The organism is Streptomyces sp. NPDC001401 (assembly GCF_042895385.1).
GTDB lineage: Bacteria > Actinomycetota > Actinomycetes > Streptomycetales > Streptomycetaceae > Streptomyces.
This window is the reverse complement of sequence record NZ_JBIAWI010000014.1, coordinates 266,469-281,668: the sequence shown is the minus strand read 5'-3', so window position 1 is coordinate 281,668 and position 15,200 is coordinate 266,469. Positions and strand designations below refer to the sequence as shown.

The 15,200-nt window shown below is 71.8% G+C and carries 13 protein-coding genes, 1 rRNA gene and 1 pseudogene; 12 read left to right on the top strand and 3 right to left on the bottom strand.

Annotation, left to right across the window (positions count from 1 at the left end; genetic code table 11):
- The first annotated feature begins 177 nt into the window (after positions 1-177).
- The 3 genes and pseudogenes from rrf (at position 178) to ACFY10_RS37625 (ending at position 2,292) form a co-directional block, all read left to right on the top strand.
- Positions 178-294 (top strand): 5S ribosomal RNA (gene rrf / locus ACFY10_RS37635).
- Between the two features lie 93 nt (positions 295-387).
- Positions 388-1,521: pseudogene (locus ACFY10_RS37630) on the top strand (hypothetical protein); the annotation flags it as partial.
- A gap of 21 nt (positions 1,522-1,542) precedes the next feature.
- Complete coding sequence (locus tag ACFY10_RS37625) at positions 1,543-2,292, top strand: hypothetical protein (protein WP_390669783.1); 750 nt, start codon at positions 1,543-1,545, stop codon at positions 2,290-2,292.
- 45 nt (positions 2,293-2,337) lie between these two features.
- On the opposite strand, the gene ACFY10_RS37620 is transcribed toward ACFY10_RS37625, so the two are convergent.
- Positions 2,338-3,630: a DUF1015 domain-containing protein gene (locus ACFY10_RS37620; protein ID WP_390669773.1), complete on the bottom strand. Its 1,293-nt coding sequence runs from the start codon at positions 3,628-3,630 to the stop codon at positions 2,338-2,340.
- Between the two features lie 72 nt (positions 3,631-3,702).
- Between ACFY10_RS37620 and ACFY10_RS37615 the strand changes: the two genes are divergently transcribed.
- The 4 genes from ACFY10_RS37615 to ACFY10_RS37600 all read left to right on the top strand — a co-directional run bounded on the left by ACFY10_RS37615 (position 3,703) and on the right by ACFY10_RS37600 (position 7,760).
- Complete coding sequence (locus ACFY10_RS37615; RefSeq protein WP_390669772.1) at positions 3,703-4,731, top strand: HAD hydrolase-like protein; 1,029 nt, start codon at positions 3,703-3,705, stop codon at positions 4,729-4,731.
- Positions 4,732-4,831: 100 nt separating this feature from the next.
- The gene (locus ACFY10_RS37610; protein WP_390669771.1) at positions 4,832-5,875 is read left to right on the top strand and encodes a FecCD family ABC transporter permease; all 1,044 of its coding nucleotides are present in this window, start codon (positions 4,832-4,834) and stop codon (positions 5,873-5,875) included.
- On the top strand, positions 5,872-6,909 hold the full coding sequence (locus ACFY10_RS37605; RefSeq protein WP_390669770.1) for a FecCD family ABC transporter permease: 1,038 nt from the start codon (positions 5,872-5,874) through the stop codon (positions 6,907-6,909). The genes ACFY10_RS37610 and ACFY10_RS37605 overlap by 4 nt, the downstream gene beginning before the upstream one ends.
- Positions 6,906-7,760: an ABC transporter ATP-binding protein gene (locus tag ACFY10_RS37600; RefSeq protein WP_390669769.1), complete on the top strand. Its 855-nt coding sequence runs from the start codon at positions 6,906-6,908 to the stop codon at positions 7,758-7,760. The genes ACFY10_RS37605 and ACFY10_RS37600 overlap by 4 nt, the downstream gene beginning before the upstream one ends.
- Here the strand turns inward: ACFY10_RS37600 and ACFY10_RS37595 are convergent.
- On the bottom strand, positions 7,744-8,091 hold the full coding sequence (locus ACFY10_RS37595) for an SCP2 sterol-binding domain-containing protein (protein WP_390669768.1): 348 nt from the start codon (positions 8,089-8,091) through the stop codon (positions 7,744-7,746). The genes ACFY10_RS37600 and ACFY10_RS37595 overlap by 17 nt on opposite strands.
- 42 nt (positions 8,092-8,133) lie before the next feature.
- Between ACFY10_RS37595 and ACFY10_RS37590 the strand changes: the two genes are divergently transcribed.
- The 5 genes from ACFY10_RS37590 (at position 8,134) to ACFY10_RS37570 (ending at position 13,541) form a co-directional block, all read left to right on the top strand.
- Positions 8,134-8,457, top strand: a complete 324-nt coding sequence (locus ACFY10_RS37590) for a hypothetical protein (RefSeq protein WP_390669767.1) — start codon at positions 8,134-8,136, stop codon at positions 8,455-8,457.
- A 7-nt stretch (positions 8,458-8,464) separates the two neighbouring features.
- Complete coding sequence (locus tag ACFY10_RS37585) at positions 8,465-9,280, top strand: TlyA family RNA methyltransferase (RefSeq protein WP_390669766.1); 816 nt, start codon at positions 8,465-8,467, stop codon at positions 9,278-9,280.
- The gene (locus tag ACFY10_RS37580; RefSeq protein ID WP_275780372.1) at positions 9,277-10,182 is read left to right on the top strand and encodes an NAD kinase; all 906 of its coding nucleotides are present in this window, start codon (positions 9,277-9,279) and stop codon (positions 10,180-10,182) included. The genes ACFY10_RS37585 and ACFY10_RS37580 overlap by 4 nt, the downstream gene beginning before the upstream one ends.
- Before the next feature lie 235 nt (positions 10,183-10,417).
- Positions 10,418-12,136: a DNA repair protein RecN gene (gene recN, locus ACFY10_RS37575; RefSeq protein WP_390669782.1), complete on the top strand. Its 1,719-nt coding sequence runs from the start codon at positions 10,418-10,420 to the stop codon at positions 12,134-12,136.
- A gap of 268 nt (positions 12,137-12,404) precedes the next feature.
- Positions 12,405-13,541 carry a glycosyltransferase family 4 protein gene (locus ACFY10_RS37570; protein WP_390669765.1) on the top strand — a complete coding sequence of 379 codons (1,137 nt, stop codon included), beginning with the start codon at positions 12,405-12,407 and terminating at the stop codon, positions 13,539-13,541.
- Here the strand turns inward: ACFY10_RS37570 and ACFY10_RS37565 are convergent.
- Complete coding sequence (locus tag ACFY10_RS37565; protein WP_390669764.1) at positions 13,538-15,193, bottom strand: PucR family transcriptional regulator; 1,656 nt, start codon at positions 15,191-15,193, stop codon at positions 13,538-13,540. The genes ACFY10_RS37570 and ACFY10_RS37565 overlap by 4 nt on opposite strands.
- Positions 15,194-15,200 lie beyond the last annotated feature (7 nt).

Genomic DNA, 15,200 nt, shown 5'->3' with positions numbered 1-15,200 from the left:
GTTGATAGGCCGGATCTGGAAGCACCGCAAGGTGTGGAGGTGACCGGTACTAATAGGCCGAGGGCTTGTCCTCAGTTGCTCGCGTCCACTGTGTTAGTTCTGAGACAACGACCGTTGTCGGCTTTGAGCAGAATGAACAACAGAAGAGTGTGCTTGTTCGCTCGAAACCATTAGGGTTTCGGTGGTTATAGCGTGAGGGAAACGCCCGGTTACATTTCGAACCCGGAAGCTAAGCCTTACAGCGCCGATGGTACTGCAGGGGGGACCCTGTGGGAGAGTAGGACGCCGCCGAACAATCTTTGGAAGGACCCCTGGTCCCAGCGTTCAGCTGGGACCAGGGGTCCTTTTGTTTTTACAATGCTTGCAGTACCGAGACAGGAGTCACCCATGTCCACCAACTCTCCCGACGACCGACCGGAGCGCGACCAGCGGCGACGGGACAGTGGGGACCGCGGCGACCGTGGCGGCTACCGCGGTGGTTTCCGTCGGGACGACCGGCGCGATGACAACCGCGGTGGTTCCGACCGCGGTGGCTACGGCCGCCGTGACGACAACCGCGGCGGACAGGGTCGGCGTGACGACCGCCCGCGTGACGACCGCCCGCGTGACGACCGCGGAGACCGCGGAGGCTTCCGTCGGGACGACAACCGTGGTGGCGGGCACGGCCGTCGGGACGACCGGCGCGAGGGCGACCGTGGTCCCCGGCCGGCATTCCAGCGCGACGACCGTGACCGTGGGCCGCGTCGGGACGACCGGGACCGTGACCGTGGCTTCCGTCGGGACGACCGCGGAGACCGTGGGGACCGCCCCTCCGTCCGCCGTGACGACCGCGGCGGAGAGCGGCGCGACAACGACCGTGGTGGCTTCCGTCGGGACGACAACCGTGGTGGCGGGTACGGCCGGCGGGACGACCGCCGGAGCGATGACCGCGGCGGCGACCGCGGTGACCGCGGCGGTTTCCGCCGGGATGATCGCCGGGACGACCGGCGTGACGACAACCGCGGTGGTTCCGACCGTGGTGGCTACGGTCGCCGCGACGACCGCAGGGACGACCGCGACCGTGGCTTCCGTGGCGACGACCGTGATCGCGGCTTCCGACGTGATGAGCGTGGAGAGCGTGGAGAGCGCCCGCCCTTCCGTCGTGACGACCGCGGAGACCGTTCGGATCGCCCGTCCTTCCGGCGGGACGAGCGTGGAGACCGCGGAGACCGTCCCTCGTTCCGCCGTGACGACCGGGGTGACCGTCCGTCCTTCCGGCGTGACGACCGTGGTGAGCGCAGGGAAGGCGACCGTCCGTCCTTCCGGCGCGATGACCGTGGTGAGCGCAGGGAAGGCGATCGCGGCGGCTTCCGGCGGGACGACAGCCGGGGTGAGCGCGGTGGGTTCCGTGGCCGTGATGACCGTGGTGGACGCGGGGGCCCCCGTCGGGACGACCGTGGTGGCCGTCCCGGAGGCTTCCGAGGGCGTGACGACCGGCATGGCGGTGGCGGTCGGTTCCGTGACGAGCGGGACCGTGACCGCGATCGGGAGCCGATCAAGCGGCTGCCCATCCCCGAGGACGTCACCGGCGAGGAGATCGACAAGGACGTACGGCAGGAGCTGCTGAGCCTGCCGAAGGGGCTCGCGGAGGACGTCTCCAAGAACCTGGTGATGGTCGCCCGGCTCATCGACGAGGACCCCGAGACCGCCTACGCCTACTCCAAGGTCGCGCTGCGGCTGGCGTCGCGCGTCGCCGCCGTACGCGAGGCGGGCGGGTTCGCCGCGTACGCGAACCAGAAGTACGCGGAGGCGCTTGCCGAGTTCCGGGCTGCGCGCCGGATGACGGGCAGCGCGGAGCTGTGGCCCGTCATGGCCGACTGCGAGCGTGGGCTCGGGCGGCCGGAGAAGGCGCTGGACATGGCCGGGGCGCCCGAGGTGCAGAAGCTGGACAAGGCCGGGCAGGTCGAGATGCGGCTCGTCGCGGCCGGCGCCCGGCGTGACATGGGGCAGCTCGACGCGGCCATCGTGACGCTGCAGAGCCCCGAGCTGGCCTCCAACTCCGTGCAGCCGTGGACCGCGCGACTGCGGTACGCGTACGCCGACGCGCTGCTCGCCGCCGGTCGCGAGGGCGAGGCGCGGGAGTGGTTCGCGAAGGCCGTCGAGGCCGACAAGGACGGCAGCACGGACGCCTCGGACCGGCTCGCCGAGCTGGACGGTGTGGAGTTCGTCGACGCCTTCGAGGATGCCGACGAGGCCGACGAGAGCGACGAGGGTGACGGTCCGGAGGCCGAGGCCGAGGACGACAAGGACTGACCTGTGAGGAAGGGCGGGATCGTTGAGGTCCCGCCTTTTCGCATGTCAGAGGTCCAGCGCGCGCAGTACCAGTCCCGACGCCGGTTTCGGGCCGAACGACGTCGACTTGCGGGGCATCGTCACGCCCTGGCGGGCCAGATCGCGGACGACCTCCTCGCGGACCGGGTGCATCAGGACGGCCGTACCGCCGTCGCGTTCCGCCTTCTCAACTGTCGCGGCCGTGTCGTGGATGTAGGCGATGTGGGCCGGGGAGTCCTCGGGGATGTGCCAGACGTGGTCGAGGAGCGTGGAGTGCAGGACCGTGGCGTCCAGGGTGCGCCAGGCGGCGGGGCGGTCGGCGGGGATCGTACGGGCCAGGAGGTCCGGGTCCGGGCGGTCGATCAGGTGGAAGGCGCCGTCTCCGGTGAGCAGGAAGGCGTTGCCGGCGCAGGCGGCGTCCGCCAGTGCGTCCAGGGCCTCCGGCAGGGGCACGGGCAGGTGCCGTATGCGGAACAGGCCCTCCAGGGCGGCGAGTGCGTCGGCGACCGGCAGGCCGTGCAGGAGGCGGTGGATGGCGCGGACGCGCAGCGGGTAGCGGGCCGTGTCGACCAGGAGGACAAGGCCGTAGTCCCAGGGGCTCGGCGAGGCGTGCTCCGCGCGTAGACGCCGATACGTCGCCCAACGGTGGTGGCCGTCGGCGATCAGGGCCTGGTGCCGGGCCAGGTCGGACTGGATGCGGGCGAGGTCGGCCGGGTCGGTGATCGACCACAGGCGGTGGCTGAAGCCGTCCTCCGTGGTGGTGGCCAGGAGCGGGGGGTGGGCGGCGACGCGCTCCACGACCTCGATTGCCGCCGATGTCGAACCATTGCCGCGGTAGGTCAGGAGCAGGGGCTCGAGGTTCGCGGAGGTGGCGCGCATCAGAGCGGCGCGGTCGGCGACCACATGCGGCATGACGTCCTCGTGCGGCAGGACGACGCCCTCCGACGGGTCCGAGACGCGCAGCGCGCCGATGATGCCGCGCTGCAGCATTCCGTCACCGTCGCGCTGCTCGTAGACATACAGGCCGGGTTCGGGGTCGGTGGTCAGGACGCCCTCGGAGAGCCAGCGGCGCAGGGTGTCGGCGGCCTGTTCGTTGCGGGCGGTGGGGGTGATGGCCTGCGGCAGGATCAGGCGGACGATGTTGTGCGGGTCGGCGTCCTGGAGGTGGTGCAGGCCGTCGGGGCGTACGACGACGTCGTACGGCGGGGACGTCACGGCGGCGAGGCTGCCGACCCGGTCGGGGTCGTAGCGAAGGCCTCGGAACGGGGTGAGTTCCAGGCCTCGGCGCACCGTTGCTTCCGAGTGACCTGCTGTGTTCATCCCGGCATCGTACGTGTGTCAGTGGCGTGAGGGATGATCGGGGGAAAGCCGTCGAACGAGGAGCGATGTGGAATGAGCCAGAGCGTCAGGACGAGGCCCGAGGGCAGTGGCCAGGCCCTGAGCGAGGCGTACGACACGGCGCTGCTCGACCTGGACGGGGTGGTGTACGCGGGGGGCAATGCCATTGCCTACGCGGTCGAGTCGCTGGCCACGGCTCGGGCGGGCGGGATGCATCTCGCGTACGTCACCAACAACGCGCTGCGCACGCCGGACACGGTGGCGGACCATCTGACCGAGCTGGGGATACCGACCGGCGCCGATGACGTCATCACCTCCGCGCAGGCGGTCGCTCGGCTGATCAGCGAGCAGGTGCCGGCCGGGGCGCGCGTGCTGGTCATCGGCGGGGAGGGGCTGCGGGTCGCGCTGCGGGAGCGGGGGCTGGAGCCCGTCGAGTCGGCGGAGGACGGTCCGGCGGCGGTCGTGCAGGGGTACGGCGGGCCCGAGTTGCCGTGGGGGCGGTTCGCCGAGGCCTGCTACGCCATCGCGCGTGGGGTGCCCTGGTACGCGTCCAACACCGACCTGACGATCCCGAGTGCGCGCGGGATCGCACCGGGGAACGGGGCCGCGGTGGAGGTCGTGCGGATAGCGACCGGCGCCGAACCGCAGGTCGCGGGCAAGCCGCTGCCGCCCATGCACCGGGAGACGATCCTGCGGACCGGCGCCGAGCGGCCGTTGGTGGTCGGGGACCGGTTGGACACGGACATCGAGGGAGCGTTCAACGGGGAGGTCGACTCGCTGCTCGTCCTGACCGGCGTCACCGACGGCGCCCAGCTGCTCGCCGCGCCGCCGCAGCACCGGCCGACGTATGTCGACGCCGATCTGCGCGGGCTGCTGACGGGACAGCCGGAGGTCGTCGAGGCGGGGGACGGCTTCCGGTGCGGTGGCTGGACGGCCACGGCGGGTGCGGACCGGCTTGAACTGGACGGTGACGGCGAGGCCTTGGACGGACTGCGCGCGTTGTGCGCGGCGGCCTGGACGGCGGCCGGCGAGGGCGTGTGCGAGCTGGATGCGGGGAAGGCGCTGGCGCGGCTGGAGTTGTGAGTCGACGCGCAGGGGCGGTGGTGGACGGGGAGCCCGTGAATCGCCCGGCCGACGCGACCAGGGACCGAGGCTCGATGCGAGGGTAGGCTAACCTAACCACGTGTTGGTCGACAGTCCTCCAGAACAGCGCGCGGAGACCGCCCCCGCGCCCCCAACCCGCCGGGCGATACGTGCCTTTGGGCTCGTTGCATCCGTCGCCGTCCTGGTGCTCGTCGCGCTGGCGAGCATCGCGATCGGTGCGAAAGAGCTGTCCCTGGAGCAGGTCTGGCACGGGCTGTTCCAGGACACGGGGACATACGGCGACGTCGTGGTCGACGAGCGGCTGTCGCGGACCGTTCTCGGGCTGCTGGCCGGCGCGGCACTCGGCCTCTCCGGGGCGGTGCTGCAGGCGCTCACCCGCAATCCGCTGGCCGACCCCGGACTGCTCGGTATCAACGCGGGCGCGTCGGCCGCGGTCGTCACCGCCATGACGTACTTCGGGGTCACGAGCGTCAACGGCTATGTCTGGTTCGCCTTTTTCGGGGCGGCCGCCGTCGGGGCGCTGGTCTGGTTCCTCGGTGGCAGCCGGGGCGCGACGCCGGTGCGGCTCGCGCTCGCCGGTACCGCCATCAGCGCCGCGCTGTACGGCTATCTGCAGGCCGTGATGATCACGGACGATGCGGCGCTCAACAAGATGCGCTTCTGGACGGTCGGTTCGCTCTCCTCGGCGACCGACTCGACCATCCTGCAGGTGCTGCCGTTCCTCGCGGTCGGTACGGTCCTCGCCCTCGCGCTCGCCCGGCCGCTCAACGCCGTGGCCATGGGCGACGACACCGCCAAGGCCCTCGGCGCCCACCTGAACCGGACCCGGGCGCTGTCCATGCTCGCCGCCGTCGTGCTGTGCGGAGCGGCGACCGCCGCCTGCGGGCCGATCGCGTTCGTCGGGCTGATGGTCCCGCACGTCGTGCGGTCCTTCACCGGCCCCGACCTGCGCTGGATCCTGCCGTACGCCACGATCCTGTCGCCCGTGCTGCTGCTCGGTGCCGATGTCATCGGCCGGGTGGTCGCCCGTCCCTCGGAGCTTCAGGTCGGCATCATCACCGCGATCATCGGCGGGCCGGTCTTCATCTTTCTGGTACGACGACGGAGGACGGCGCAGCTGTGAGGAGCAACCGTGTGCTGAGGACGCCGGGCGGGCTCTCGGTACGCCTGGACGTCCGGGCCGTCACCGTCGTCGTCCTGTTGCTGCTCGCCGCGCTCGCCGCGAGCGTCGTGCTGATCGGCACCGGCGACTTCCCGATCCCGGCCGGCGATGTGCTGAAAACCCTGGCCGGGCACGGAAACGCGGGACAGGAGTTCATCGTCAACGAGCTGCGGCTGCCGCGTGTCCTGGTCGGACTGCTGGTCGGTGCCTCGCTCGGCCTCGGCGGTGCCCTGTTCCAGGCCGTCACCCGCAATCCGCTGGGCAGCCCGGACGTGCTCGGCCTCGGGCAGGGGGCGACGGCCGGGGCGCTCGTGATGATCGTGCTGTTCTCCGGGAGCGCGGCCCAGGTCACCATGGGTGCGCTTGTGGGCGGGCTGGCGACCGGACTTGCCATCTATCTGCTCGCCTGGAAGCGGGGTGTGCACGGCTATCGACTGGTCCTGGTCGGTATCGGAGTGTCCGCGATCGTCACGGCGGTCAACAGCTATCTGCTCACCGTGTCCGACCTCGTCGACGCCGCCCGCGCGGTCGTCTGGATGACCGGATCCCTCAGCGGCCGCGACTGGGACCAGTTCTGGCCGCTGCTCGGGTTGTGCGCCGTGCTCGTACCGCTGGTGCTCGCCCATGCGCGCGGGCTGCGGATGATGGAGATGGGCGACGACGTCTCGAACGCCCTCGGGGTGCGGGTGGAGCGCGTACGGGCGCTGCTGATGGTGGCCGCCGTGCTGCTCACCGCGACCGCCACCGCCGCCGCGGGACCCGTCAGCTTCGTGGCGCTCACCGCGCCGCAGCTCGCCCGCCGTCTGACCCGCTCGCCCGGCCCCAACCTGCTCTCGTCCCTGTGCATGGGCGCCGCCCTGCTGGTCTCCGCCGACTGGATCTCGCAGTGGGCCTTCGGTGCCGACCAGCTGCCCGTGGGCGTGGTCACCGGCGTCCTCGGCGGTGTCTATCTGCTGTGGCTGCTGGTCACCGAGCGCAAGGCGGGCCGGATATGAGCGGCTCGGAGAACACGTACACCACAAGGAGCACCGTGAACCGCCTGTCCGCCGAGAACGTCACCCTCGCCTACGACCAGCGGGTCATCGCCGAGCAGCTCTCGGTGGAGATCCCCGACAACTCGTTCACCGTGATCGTCGGTCCGAACGCCTGCGGCAAGTCCACGCTGCTGCGGGCCCTGTCGCGGATGCTGAAGCCGAACCGGGGCAGGGTGCTGCTGGACGGGCAGGTCATCCAGTCGATGCCGGCGAAGAAGGTCGCGCGGACGCTGGGCCTGCTGCCGCAGTCGTCGATCGCGCCCGACGGCATCACCGTCGCCGATCTGGTGGGCCGCGGCCGTTACCCGCACCAGGGCATCCTGCGCCAGTGGTCGACCGAGGACGAGCGGGTCGTACAGGAGTCGATGGCGCAGACCGGGGTCGCCGAACTCGCCGATCGCTATGTCGAGGAATTGTCGGGCGGTCAGCGCCAGCGTGTGTGGATCGCCATGGCGCTCGCCCAGCAGACGCCGCTGCTGTTGCTCGACGAACCGACGACATACCTGGACATCCAGCATCAGATCGACGTCCTCGACCTGTGCGCCGAACTGCACGAGGAGCAGGGCCGCACACTCGTCGCCGTGCTGCACGACCTCAATCATGCCGCCCGGTACGCCACCCATCTCATCGCGCTGCGCGACGGGCGGATCATCGCCGAAGGTGCGCCGAAGGACATCGTCACGGCCGAACTGGTCGAGGAGGTCTTCGGGCTGCGCTGCCAGGTCATCGACGACCCGGAGACGGGGACACCGCTGGTGGTGCCGGCGGCTCGGAAGGCACGCGCGCGTGTGGCGGCTACAGAAGCTTCCTGAGCTGGAACAGGTCGCGCAGGCCGGCCTCCAGCCTGACCCGGCCCGAGCCCCAGGCCTTGGCGAAGTTCAGCTCGCCGTTGACCATCGCCACCAGGTCGTCGCCCTTCATGGTCAGTCTGATCTGGGCCTTCTCCCGCGGAGGGCCCTGGAACGTGTCGTGCACGACGATCCGGCCGCCCGTCATCCGGCCGACGAACGTGATGTCGAGGTCGGTGATCCGGCAGCTCACCGAGCGGTCCAGGGCTGCGGCCGTGCGGACGTCCCCTTCGGCGGTCTGCATGTTGTCCGAGAGCTTTTCGAGTGCGGCGCGGCACTCTTCGATCGTGGCCATCGCGATCGACGGTACCCCAGCGGTTCGGGGTAGCGTCTGGGCATGAGCGACTCTGTGCCCGACGCCACGGCGGGGGACGAAACGGTCGAAGTCGAACCCGAGCGCGAACCCGAGTACGACCCCGCCGCCCCCGCGCCGCTGAACGTGGACCGCACCCCGACCGGCAACGCCGACGTGGACGCCCAGCTGGAGCGCCTCGGTGATGCCGACCACCTCGCCACCGACGGACACCTCGAGGTGTACGAGGATGTACACCGGGGGCTGCGCGACGCGCTCACCGCGCTCGACGCCCGCCCGGGACCTCCGGCGCCCTCACCGTCGTATGACCAGAGGGCGCCTTCACCCTCGTATGGCAATAGGAGCTGAACCGAACGTGGCAGGAGTCGCACGCCGCCGTCTGGACGCGGAGCTGGTCCGCCGGAAGCTTGCGCGTTCGCGCGAGCATGCCAGCCAGCTGATCGCGGCCGGGCGGGTCACCGTCGGCAAGACCGTCGCGACCAAGCCCGCCACGCAGGTGGAGACCGCAGCGGCCATCGTCGTCACGGCCGACGACAGCGATCCCGAGTACGTGTCCCGGGGCGGGCACAAGCTCGCGGGCGCCTTGCAGGCGTTCGTACCGCAGGGATTGGTGGTCGAGGGGCGGCGGGCGCTCGACGCCGGCGCGTCGACCGGGGGTTTCACGGACGTCCTGCTGCGAGCGGGGGCGGCGCACGTCGTCGCCGTGGACGTCGGATACGGACAACTTGCCTGGACTCTTCAGAGCGATGAACGCGTCACCGTCAAGGACCGTACGAACGTACGCGAGTTGACGCTTGAAGAGATCGATGGTGAGCCTGTGGATCTTGTCGTGGGGGATCTGTCCTTCATTCCGCTCGGGCTGGTCCTGCCCGCCCTGGTGCGGTGTGTGAAGCCGGACGCCGACCTGGTGATGATGGTCAAGCCGCAGTTCGAGGTGGGGAAGGAACGGCTGGGCAGTGGGGGAGTCGTACGGAGCACGCAGCTGCGGGCGGAGGCCGTGCGGGGCGTGGCCCACAAGGCGTGGGAACTCGGGCTCGGGGTGAAGGGTGTCACCGCCAGTCCGCTGCCCGGACCTTCCGGGAATGTCGAGTACTTTCTGTGGCTGCGGACCGGGGCACCCGAACTGGACCCGGCCGACGTTGACCGTGCTGTGGCGGAGGGGCCGCGTTGACCCAGAACCGAGCTCGTACTGTTTTCCTGCTCGCCCACACCGGGCGGCCCGCGGCCATTCGCAGTGCCGAACTCGTGGTCAAGGGGCTGCTGCGCGAGGGCATCGGCGTGCGTGTCCTGGAGTACGAGGCCGCCGATCTGCCGCTGCCCGAGGAGGTGGAGCTGGTCAAGGAGGCCACTCCGCAGTGCCTCGACGGGTGTGAGCTGCTGATCGTGCTGGGCGGCGACGGGACGCTGCTGCGCGGCGCCGAGTTCGCGCGGGCGTCCGGGGTGCCGATGCTCGGCGTCAACCTCGGCAGGGTCGGCTTCCTCGCCGAGGCCGAGCGGGACGATCTCGACAAGGTCGTCGACCGGGTGGTGACGAAGGCCTACGAGGTCGAGGAGCGGATGACCGTCGATGTCGTCGTTCATCAGAACGGGAACATCGTGCACACGGACTGGGCGCTGAACGAGGCGGCGGTGCAGAAGGCCGGTGCCGAGAAGCTGCTCGAGGTTGTGCTGGAGATCGACGGGCGGCCGGTTACGGGGTTCGGGTGCGACGGGATTGTGCTGTCGACGCCCACCGGGTCCACGGCTTATGCGTTCTCGGCGGGCGGGCCTGTGGTGTGGCCCGAGGTCGAGGCGTTGTTGATGGTCCCGATCAGTGCGCATGCGCTGTTTGCGAAGCCGTTGGTGACTTCGCCGGATTCTGTGCTGGCGGTTGAGGTGCTGCCTCATATTCCGCCGGGGGTTTTGTGGTGCGACGGGCGGCGGACTGTGGAGTTGCCGCCGGGGGCCAGGGTTGAGGTGCGGCGGGGAGCTGTGCCGGTGCGGTTGGCTCGACTGCACCATGCGTCGTTCACCGACCGGCTTGTGGCGAAGTTTGCGTTGCCGGTCTCTGGGTGGCGTGGGGCGCCTCATTAGCGGTTTGTAGGGGGTGGTGGGGGACTGACGGCTGCTGCGGGTTGTCTGTGGTTGCTCGCGCCCACGCGGCGGAGCCGCAAATCGATACAGCCCCGCGCCCCTGAAGAACCTGCACTCGGCCGAGTGACAATGTGCCGTCGATGTGCATTCGTCACCTGCACCTTCACACAACCGGGACGGGGGGCGTCGCACTTCCCGGTGCTGACCTCGTAAGGTCGTAGCCGTGCTGGAAGAGATGCGGATACGGTCGCTCGGAGTCATCGACGATGCGGTCGTCGAGCTGTCGCCCGGGTTCACTGCCGTCACCGGTGAGACGGGCGCGGGCAAGACCATGGTGGTCACCAGCCTCGGGCTGTTGCTGGGCGGGCGGGCGGACCCGGCGCTGGTGCGGATCGGGGCCGAGAAGGCGGTCGTGGAGGGGCGGATCGCCGTTCCCGCGGGCGCCTCGGCCGTCGTACGCGCCGAGGAGGCCGGGGCCGAGCTCGACGACGGGGCGCTGCTGATCAGCCGTACCGTTTCCGCCGAGGGGCGGTCGCGGGCGCATGTGGGTGGGCGGAGTGTGCCCGTGGGGCTGCTCGCCGACCTCGCCGACGATCTCGTGGCCGTGCACGGGCAGACCGATCAGCAGGGGCTGCTGAAGCTTTCCCGGCAGCGGCAGGCGCTCGACCGGTACGCGGGCGACGCCGTCGCCGGGCCGCTCGCGAAGTACGGCGAGGCGTACCGGCGGCTGCGGGCCGTCTCCGTGGAGCTCGAGGAGATCGTCACGCGCGCGCGTGAGCGGGCGCAGGAAGCCGACATGCTGCGGTACGGGCTCGACGAGATCGCCGGTGTCGAGCCGCGGGCCGGGGAGGACGTGGAGCTCGCGGAGGAGGCGGAGAGGCTTGGGCATGCCGAGGCCTTGTCGTCCGCCGCCACGGCCGCTCATGCCGCCCTTGCCGGCAATCCGGAGGATCCCGAGGGGATCGACGCCGCCACGCTCGTCGCGGGGGCCCAGCGGGCGCTGGACGCCGTACGTTCGCACGATCCGGCGCTGGCCGCGCTCGCCGACCGGATCGGGGAGATCGGGATCCTGCTGGGCGACGTGGCGGGGGAGTTGGCGGGGTACGCCGACGACCTGGACGCAGATCCCCTGCGGCTGGCGGCTGTTGAGGAACGGCGGGCCGCGCTGGGTGCGCTGACGCGGAAGTACGGCGAGGACGTCGCCTCGGTGCTGGCGTGGGCCGAGCAGGGTGCTGCGCGGCTGACGGAACTGGACAGCGACGACGATCGGATCGACGAGCTGACCGCCGAGCGGGATGCCTTGCGGACCGAACTGGGCGGGCTGGCACAGGCGTTGACGGATGCGCGCACGGAGGCGGCGGAGCGGTTCGCCGCCGCCGTGACCGCGGAGCTCGCCTCGCTCGCGATGCCGCACGCGCGCGTGTCGTTCGACATCCGGCAGACCGAGGATCCGGAGGGCGTGGAGGTCGGCGGGCGTGCGGTCGCCTACGGGCCGTCCGGCGTCGACGAGGTCGAGCTGCTGCTGGCCCCGCATCCGGGAGCGCCGCCGCGGCCCATCGCCAAGGGTGCCTCCGGTGGTGAGCTCTCGCGCGTGATGCTCGCCGTCGAGGTCGTCTTCGCGGGGACGGATCCCGTGCCGACGTATCTCTTCGACGAGGTCGACGCCGGTGTCGGCGGCAAGGCGGCGGTCGAGATCGGGCGGCGGCTTGCGAAACTTGCGAAGACCGCGCAGGTCGTGGTCGTGACCCACCTTCCGCAGGTGGCCGCCTTCGCCGACCGGCAGTTGCTGGTCGAGAAGACGAACGACGGGTCCGTGACCCGGTCCGGGGTGAAGGTGCTCGAGGGCGAGGAGCGGGTGCGGGAGCTGTCCCGGATGCTCGCGGGCCAGGAGGACTCCGAGACCGCTCGGGCGCACGCGGAGGAGCTGCTGGCGACGGCCAGGGCGGACGGGTAGCGACGCGGGCCGGTGACGGGCGGGTGCCGGGACTGCTGCGCCCGAGGCCCACCCCGGAACCACCTCTTCCTCACCCGTGTGAGTGACTCCTCCGCCCGTTCCGGCGCGCGTCCTGCGGTTACCCGACCGCTGCGCGTTGCCGGAACACCCGTACGTCCTGGCATCCTTGGCGTAGTACGTGGAGGAAACCGCGCGGTACACCCCCTCCGCTCGATCCTTCTGTACTTTCTTCGTGACCGCCCGACGCCGAACCAGGAGCCCCGGCCACGTGAGCCCCGTGACCAGCCACTCACCGCACGGCCAGTCGTCCCTGCGCACCGTGCAGGTGCTGGGCGGCGGCAACGCCGGCAGCAGCGCACATGTGCGTTCGCTGGCGGCGGGGCTTGTCGCGCGGGGCGTGCGGGTCACCGTGTGCGCCCCTGTCGAGGCCGATCGCGCCTACGACTTCACAGGGACCGGCGCCGAACACGTGCATGTGCCGCGCAGCAGCGACCCGGGAGCCGTGGCCGCACTGCGGGAGGCGTGCAAGGACGCCGACCTGGTGCATGCGCACGGGCTGCACGCCTCCTTCCGCGCGGCGATGGCCCTCAGCGGCCGGCGCACCCCGCTGGTGGTCACCTGGCACAACCGCGCGCACGCCGAGGGAGCGCGGGCGCATCTGCTGCGGCTGCTGGAGCGGCGCGTGGTGAAGGCCGCCACCGTGGTGCTCGGCACCACCTCGGACCTCGTGGACCGGGCCCGCCGGACCGGGGCGCGGGACGCGCGGCTGGCCGCCGTGGCGCTGCCGGGGCCGCGTCCGGCCGCGGAGCCGGAGGATCCCGACCGGCCGAGCCCCAAGGTCCGGGCCGAACTCGGCGCCACCGGCCGCCCGTTGCTGATGGCCGTCGGCTCCCTCGACCGGCACCGCGGCTACGACACCCTGCTGGACGCCACGCGCGCGTGGCGGCGCCTCGACCCCGTGCCGCTCGTAGTGATCGCGGGGGAGGGTCCGCTGCGGGCCGTTCTGCAGCGCCGTATCGAGGACGAAGGGCTGCCCGTCCGGCTCATCGGGCGGCGCGACGACGTGAGCGAGCTGCTCGCCGCCGCCGATCTCGCGCTGCTGCCCAGCAGCTGGGAGTCGCGTTCCGTGCTGGCCCAGGAGGCCCTCCACGCGCGCGTGCCGCTCGTCGCGACCCATGTCGGGGGCATTCCCGAACTCGTCGGCGACGCGGCCGAACTCGTCCCGTACGGAGACGCGGAGGCCCTCGCCGACGCCGTCGCCGGACTCCTCGTCGATCCGGAGCGCCGTGAGCTGCTCAGGGAGAAGGGCATCCGGCAGGCCGCCACCTGGCCGACCGAGGACGAGACCGTCGCCCAAGTGCTCAGCGTCTACGACGAGTTGACCCAGCACCGGCCGTTCGCCTAGGAGGCGTGCCGGCGCGCTCGCAGGGCGAGGCTCAACGCCAGTACCGTCTGCGGGTCGTCGAGGTCCGTGCCGAGCAACTCGCCGATCCGGGCGAGGCGGTTGTAGAGGGTCTGCCGGTTGAGGTGGAGTTCGCGGGCCGTCTCCGCCTTGCGGCCCGCGTGCGCCAAGTACGTCTCCAGAGTGGGCAGGAGGGGCGGCTTGGAGCGGTTGTCGTGGTCGCGGAGCGGGCCGATCGCACGGTCCACGAAGGCCGCCAGGTCCGGGTGGTCGCGCAGCCGCCACAGGAGGAGGTCGATGTCGAGGCGGCGGGCGTCGTACCAGGGGCGGTCCGAGAGGCCCTGCGCCGCCGTCGCCGTCTCCGCCGCGTGTCTGAGGCCCGCCGACGCCGCCGCCCAGCCGCCCGCCACCCCGACGACCACCACCGGCGGCTGCGCCCCGGGCCGCTGCATCCCGGCCCGCTCCACGCCCGCCCGAAGCGCCGCCGCGACCCGGTCCGCGACCGCCGGCCGCTCCGACTCCGAACGCAGGCCCACCAGCAGCGGGACGCGGCCCTCGACGGGGCGTACGCCCAACAGGAGCGGAACCCCCACCGAGGCCAGCTCCTCCGCGACCGCGCGCGCCAGCACCGCCCAGCCCCCGCCCGGCGACAGCGTGTCGCCCAGCCGCATGACGACCGGCAGCAGTGGGCTGTTGCCGGGCTTGAAGCCCAGCACGCGTGCCTGGGCGGGCGCGTCCTCGGCAGCGATACGGCCCTCGGCGAGGTCGGTGAGGAAGTCCCCGCGGCCGCGCGCCGCCAGCTCCTCCTCCTGCCGCGCCTGCATCAGGACGACGGCCAGGATGCCGGCCGCCCGCTCGGCCGCGATGCGGTGCACCGGGGCCAGCGGGGCCCGTACCGGCAGGAGGACCAGGCGGGCCCGTACCGAACCCGTCCCCGGCCCGCCCCCGGGCACATCCACGAGCACCGACCCGGACGGCGGCGGGGCGTCCTTGTGCTGGCCGCGCAGCCCCTCCCACACCTGGAGCGGGTCCGCGCCCTCGGGACCGGCCCCGGCGGCGTACAGCAGCTGCCCGTCCGTCGTCTCCAGGAAGACCGGGTTGCCGCTGAAGTCGGCCAGGATGCCCAGCACCTGGGGCACCCCGCCGCCGCCCAGCAGGGCCTCGGTACATCGGCGGTGCACCTCCTCCGCCCGCTGCAGCAGCGCGTAGTGCCCGTTGACGATCTCGGTGTGGACCTCCTCGGTGACCGCCACGAAGGGCACCTCGCGGTGCAGTTGGACCAGCGGGAGCCCGGCCGCGCGTGCCGTGTCGACGAGCGCGGCGGGCAGGCGGGTGAAGCGCGGGCCGAGCTCCACGACGAGGGCCGCGATGCCGCGGTCGGCCAGGGTGCGGACGAACGCCCGCTGCTCGGCCGGCCGGGTGCCGAGGCCGTAGCCGGTGGTGAGCAGCAGCTCGCCGCCCTTCAGCAGCGAGGCGATGTGCGGGACCTCGCCCGCGTGCACCCAGCGCACGGTGCGCTGCAGCCGGTCGGCGCCCGCGAGGACCTCCGGCAGCCCGCTGCGCAGACCGGGCAGCTCCAGCGCCCGCTGCACGGTGATCCCGGCGCCCTGCGTGTCGAATCTGCTGCCCGCACCGCTGTCCGCACTGCTGTCCATGAGCCGG

Coding starts and splice junctions, on each gene's coding strand:
- ACFY10_RS37620 (WP_390669773.1), bottom strand. CDS start 3,630: ATGAACACAGCAGGTCACTCGGAAGCAACGGTGCGCCGAGGCCTGGAA.
- ACFY10_RS37615 (WP_390669772.1), top strand. CDS start 3,703: ATGAGCCAGAGCGTCAGGACGAGGCCCGAGGGCAGTGGCCAGGCCCTG.
- ACFY10_RS37600 (WP_390669769.1), top strand. CDS start 6,906: ATGAGCGGCTCGGAGAACACGTACACCACAAGGAGCACCGTGAACCGC.
- ACFY10_RS37595 (WP_390669768.1), bottom strand. CDS start 8,091: ATGGCCACGATCGAAGAGTGCCGCGCCGCACTCGAAAAGCTCTCGGAC.
- ACFY10_RS37590 (WP_390669767.1), top strand. CDS start 8,134: ATGAGCGACTCTGTGCCCGACGCCACGGCGGGGGACGAAACGGTCGAA.
- recN (WP_390669782.1), top strand. CDS start 10,418: ATGCGGATACGGTCGCTCGGAGTCATCGACGATGCGGTCGTCGAGCTG.
- ACFY10_RS37565 (WP_390669764.1), bottom strand. CDS start 15,193: ATGGACAGCAGTGCGGACAGCGGTGCGGGCAGCAGATTCGACACGCAG.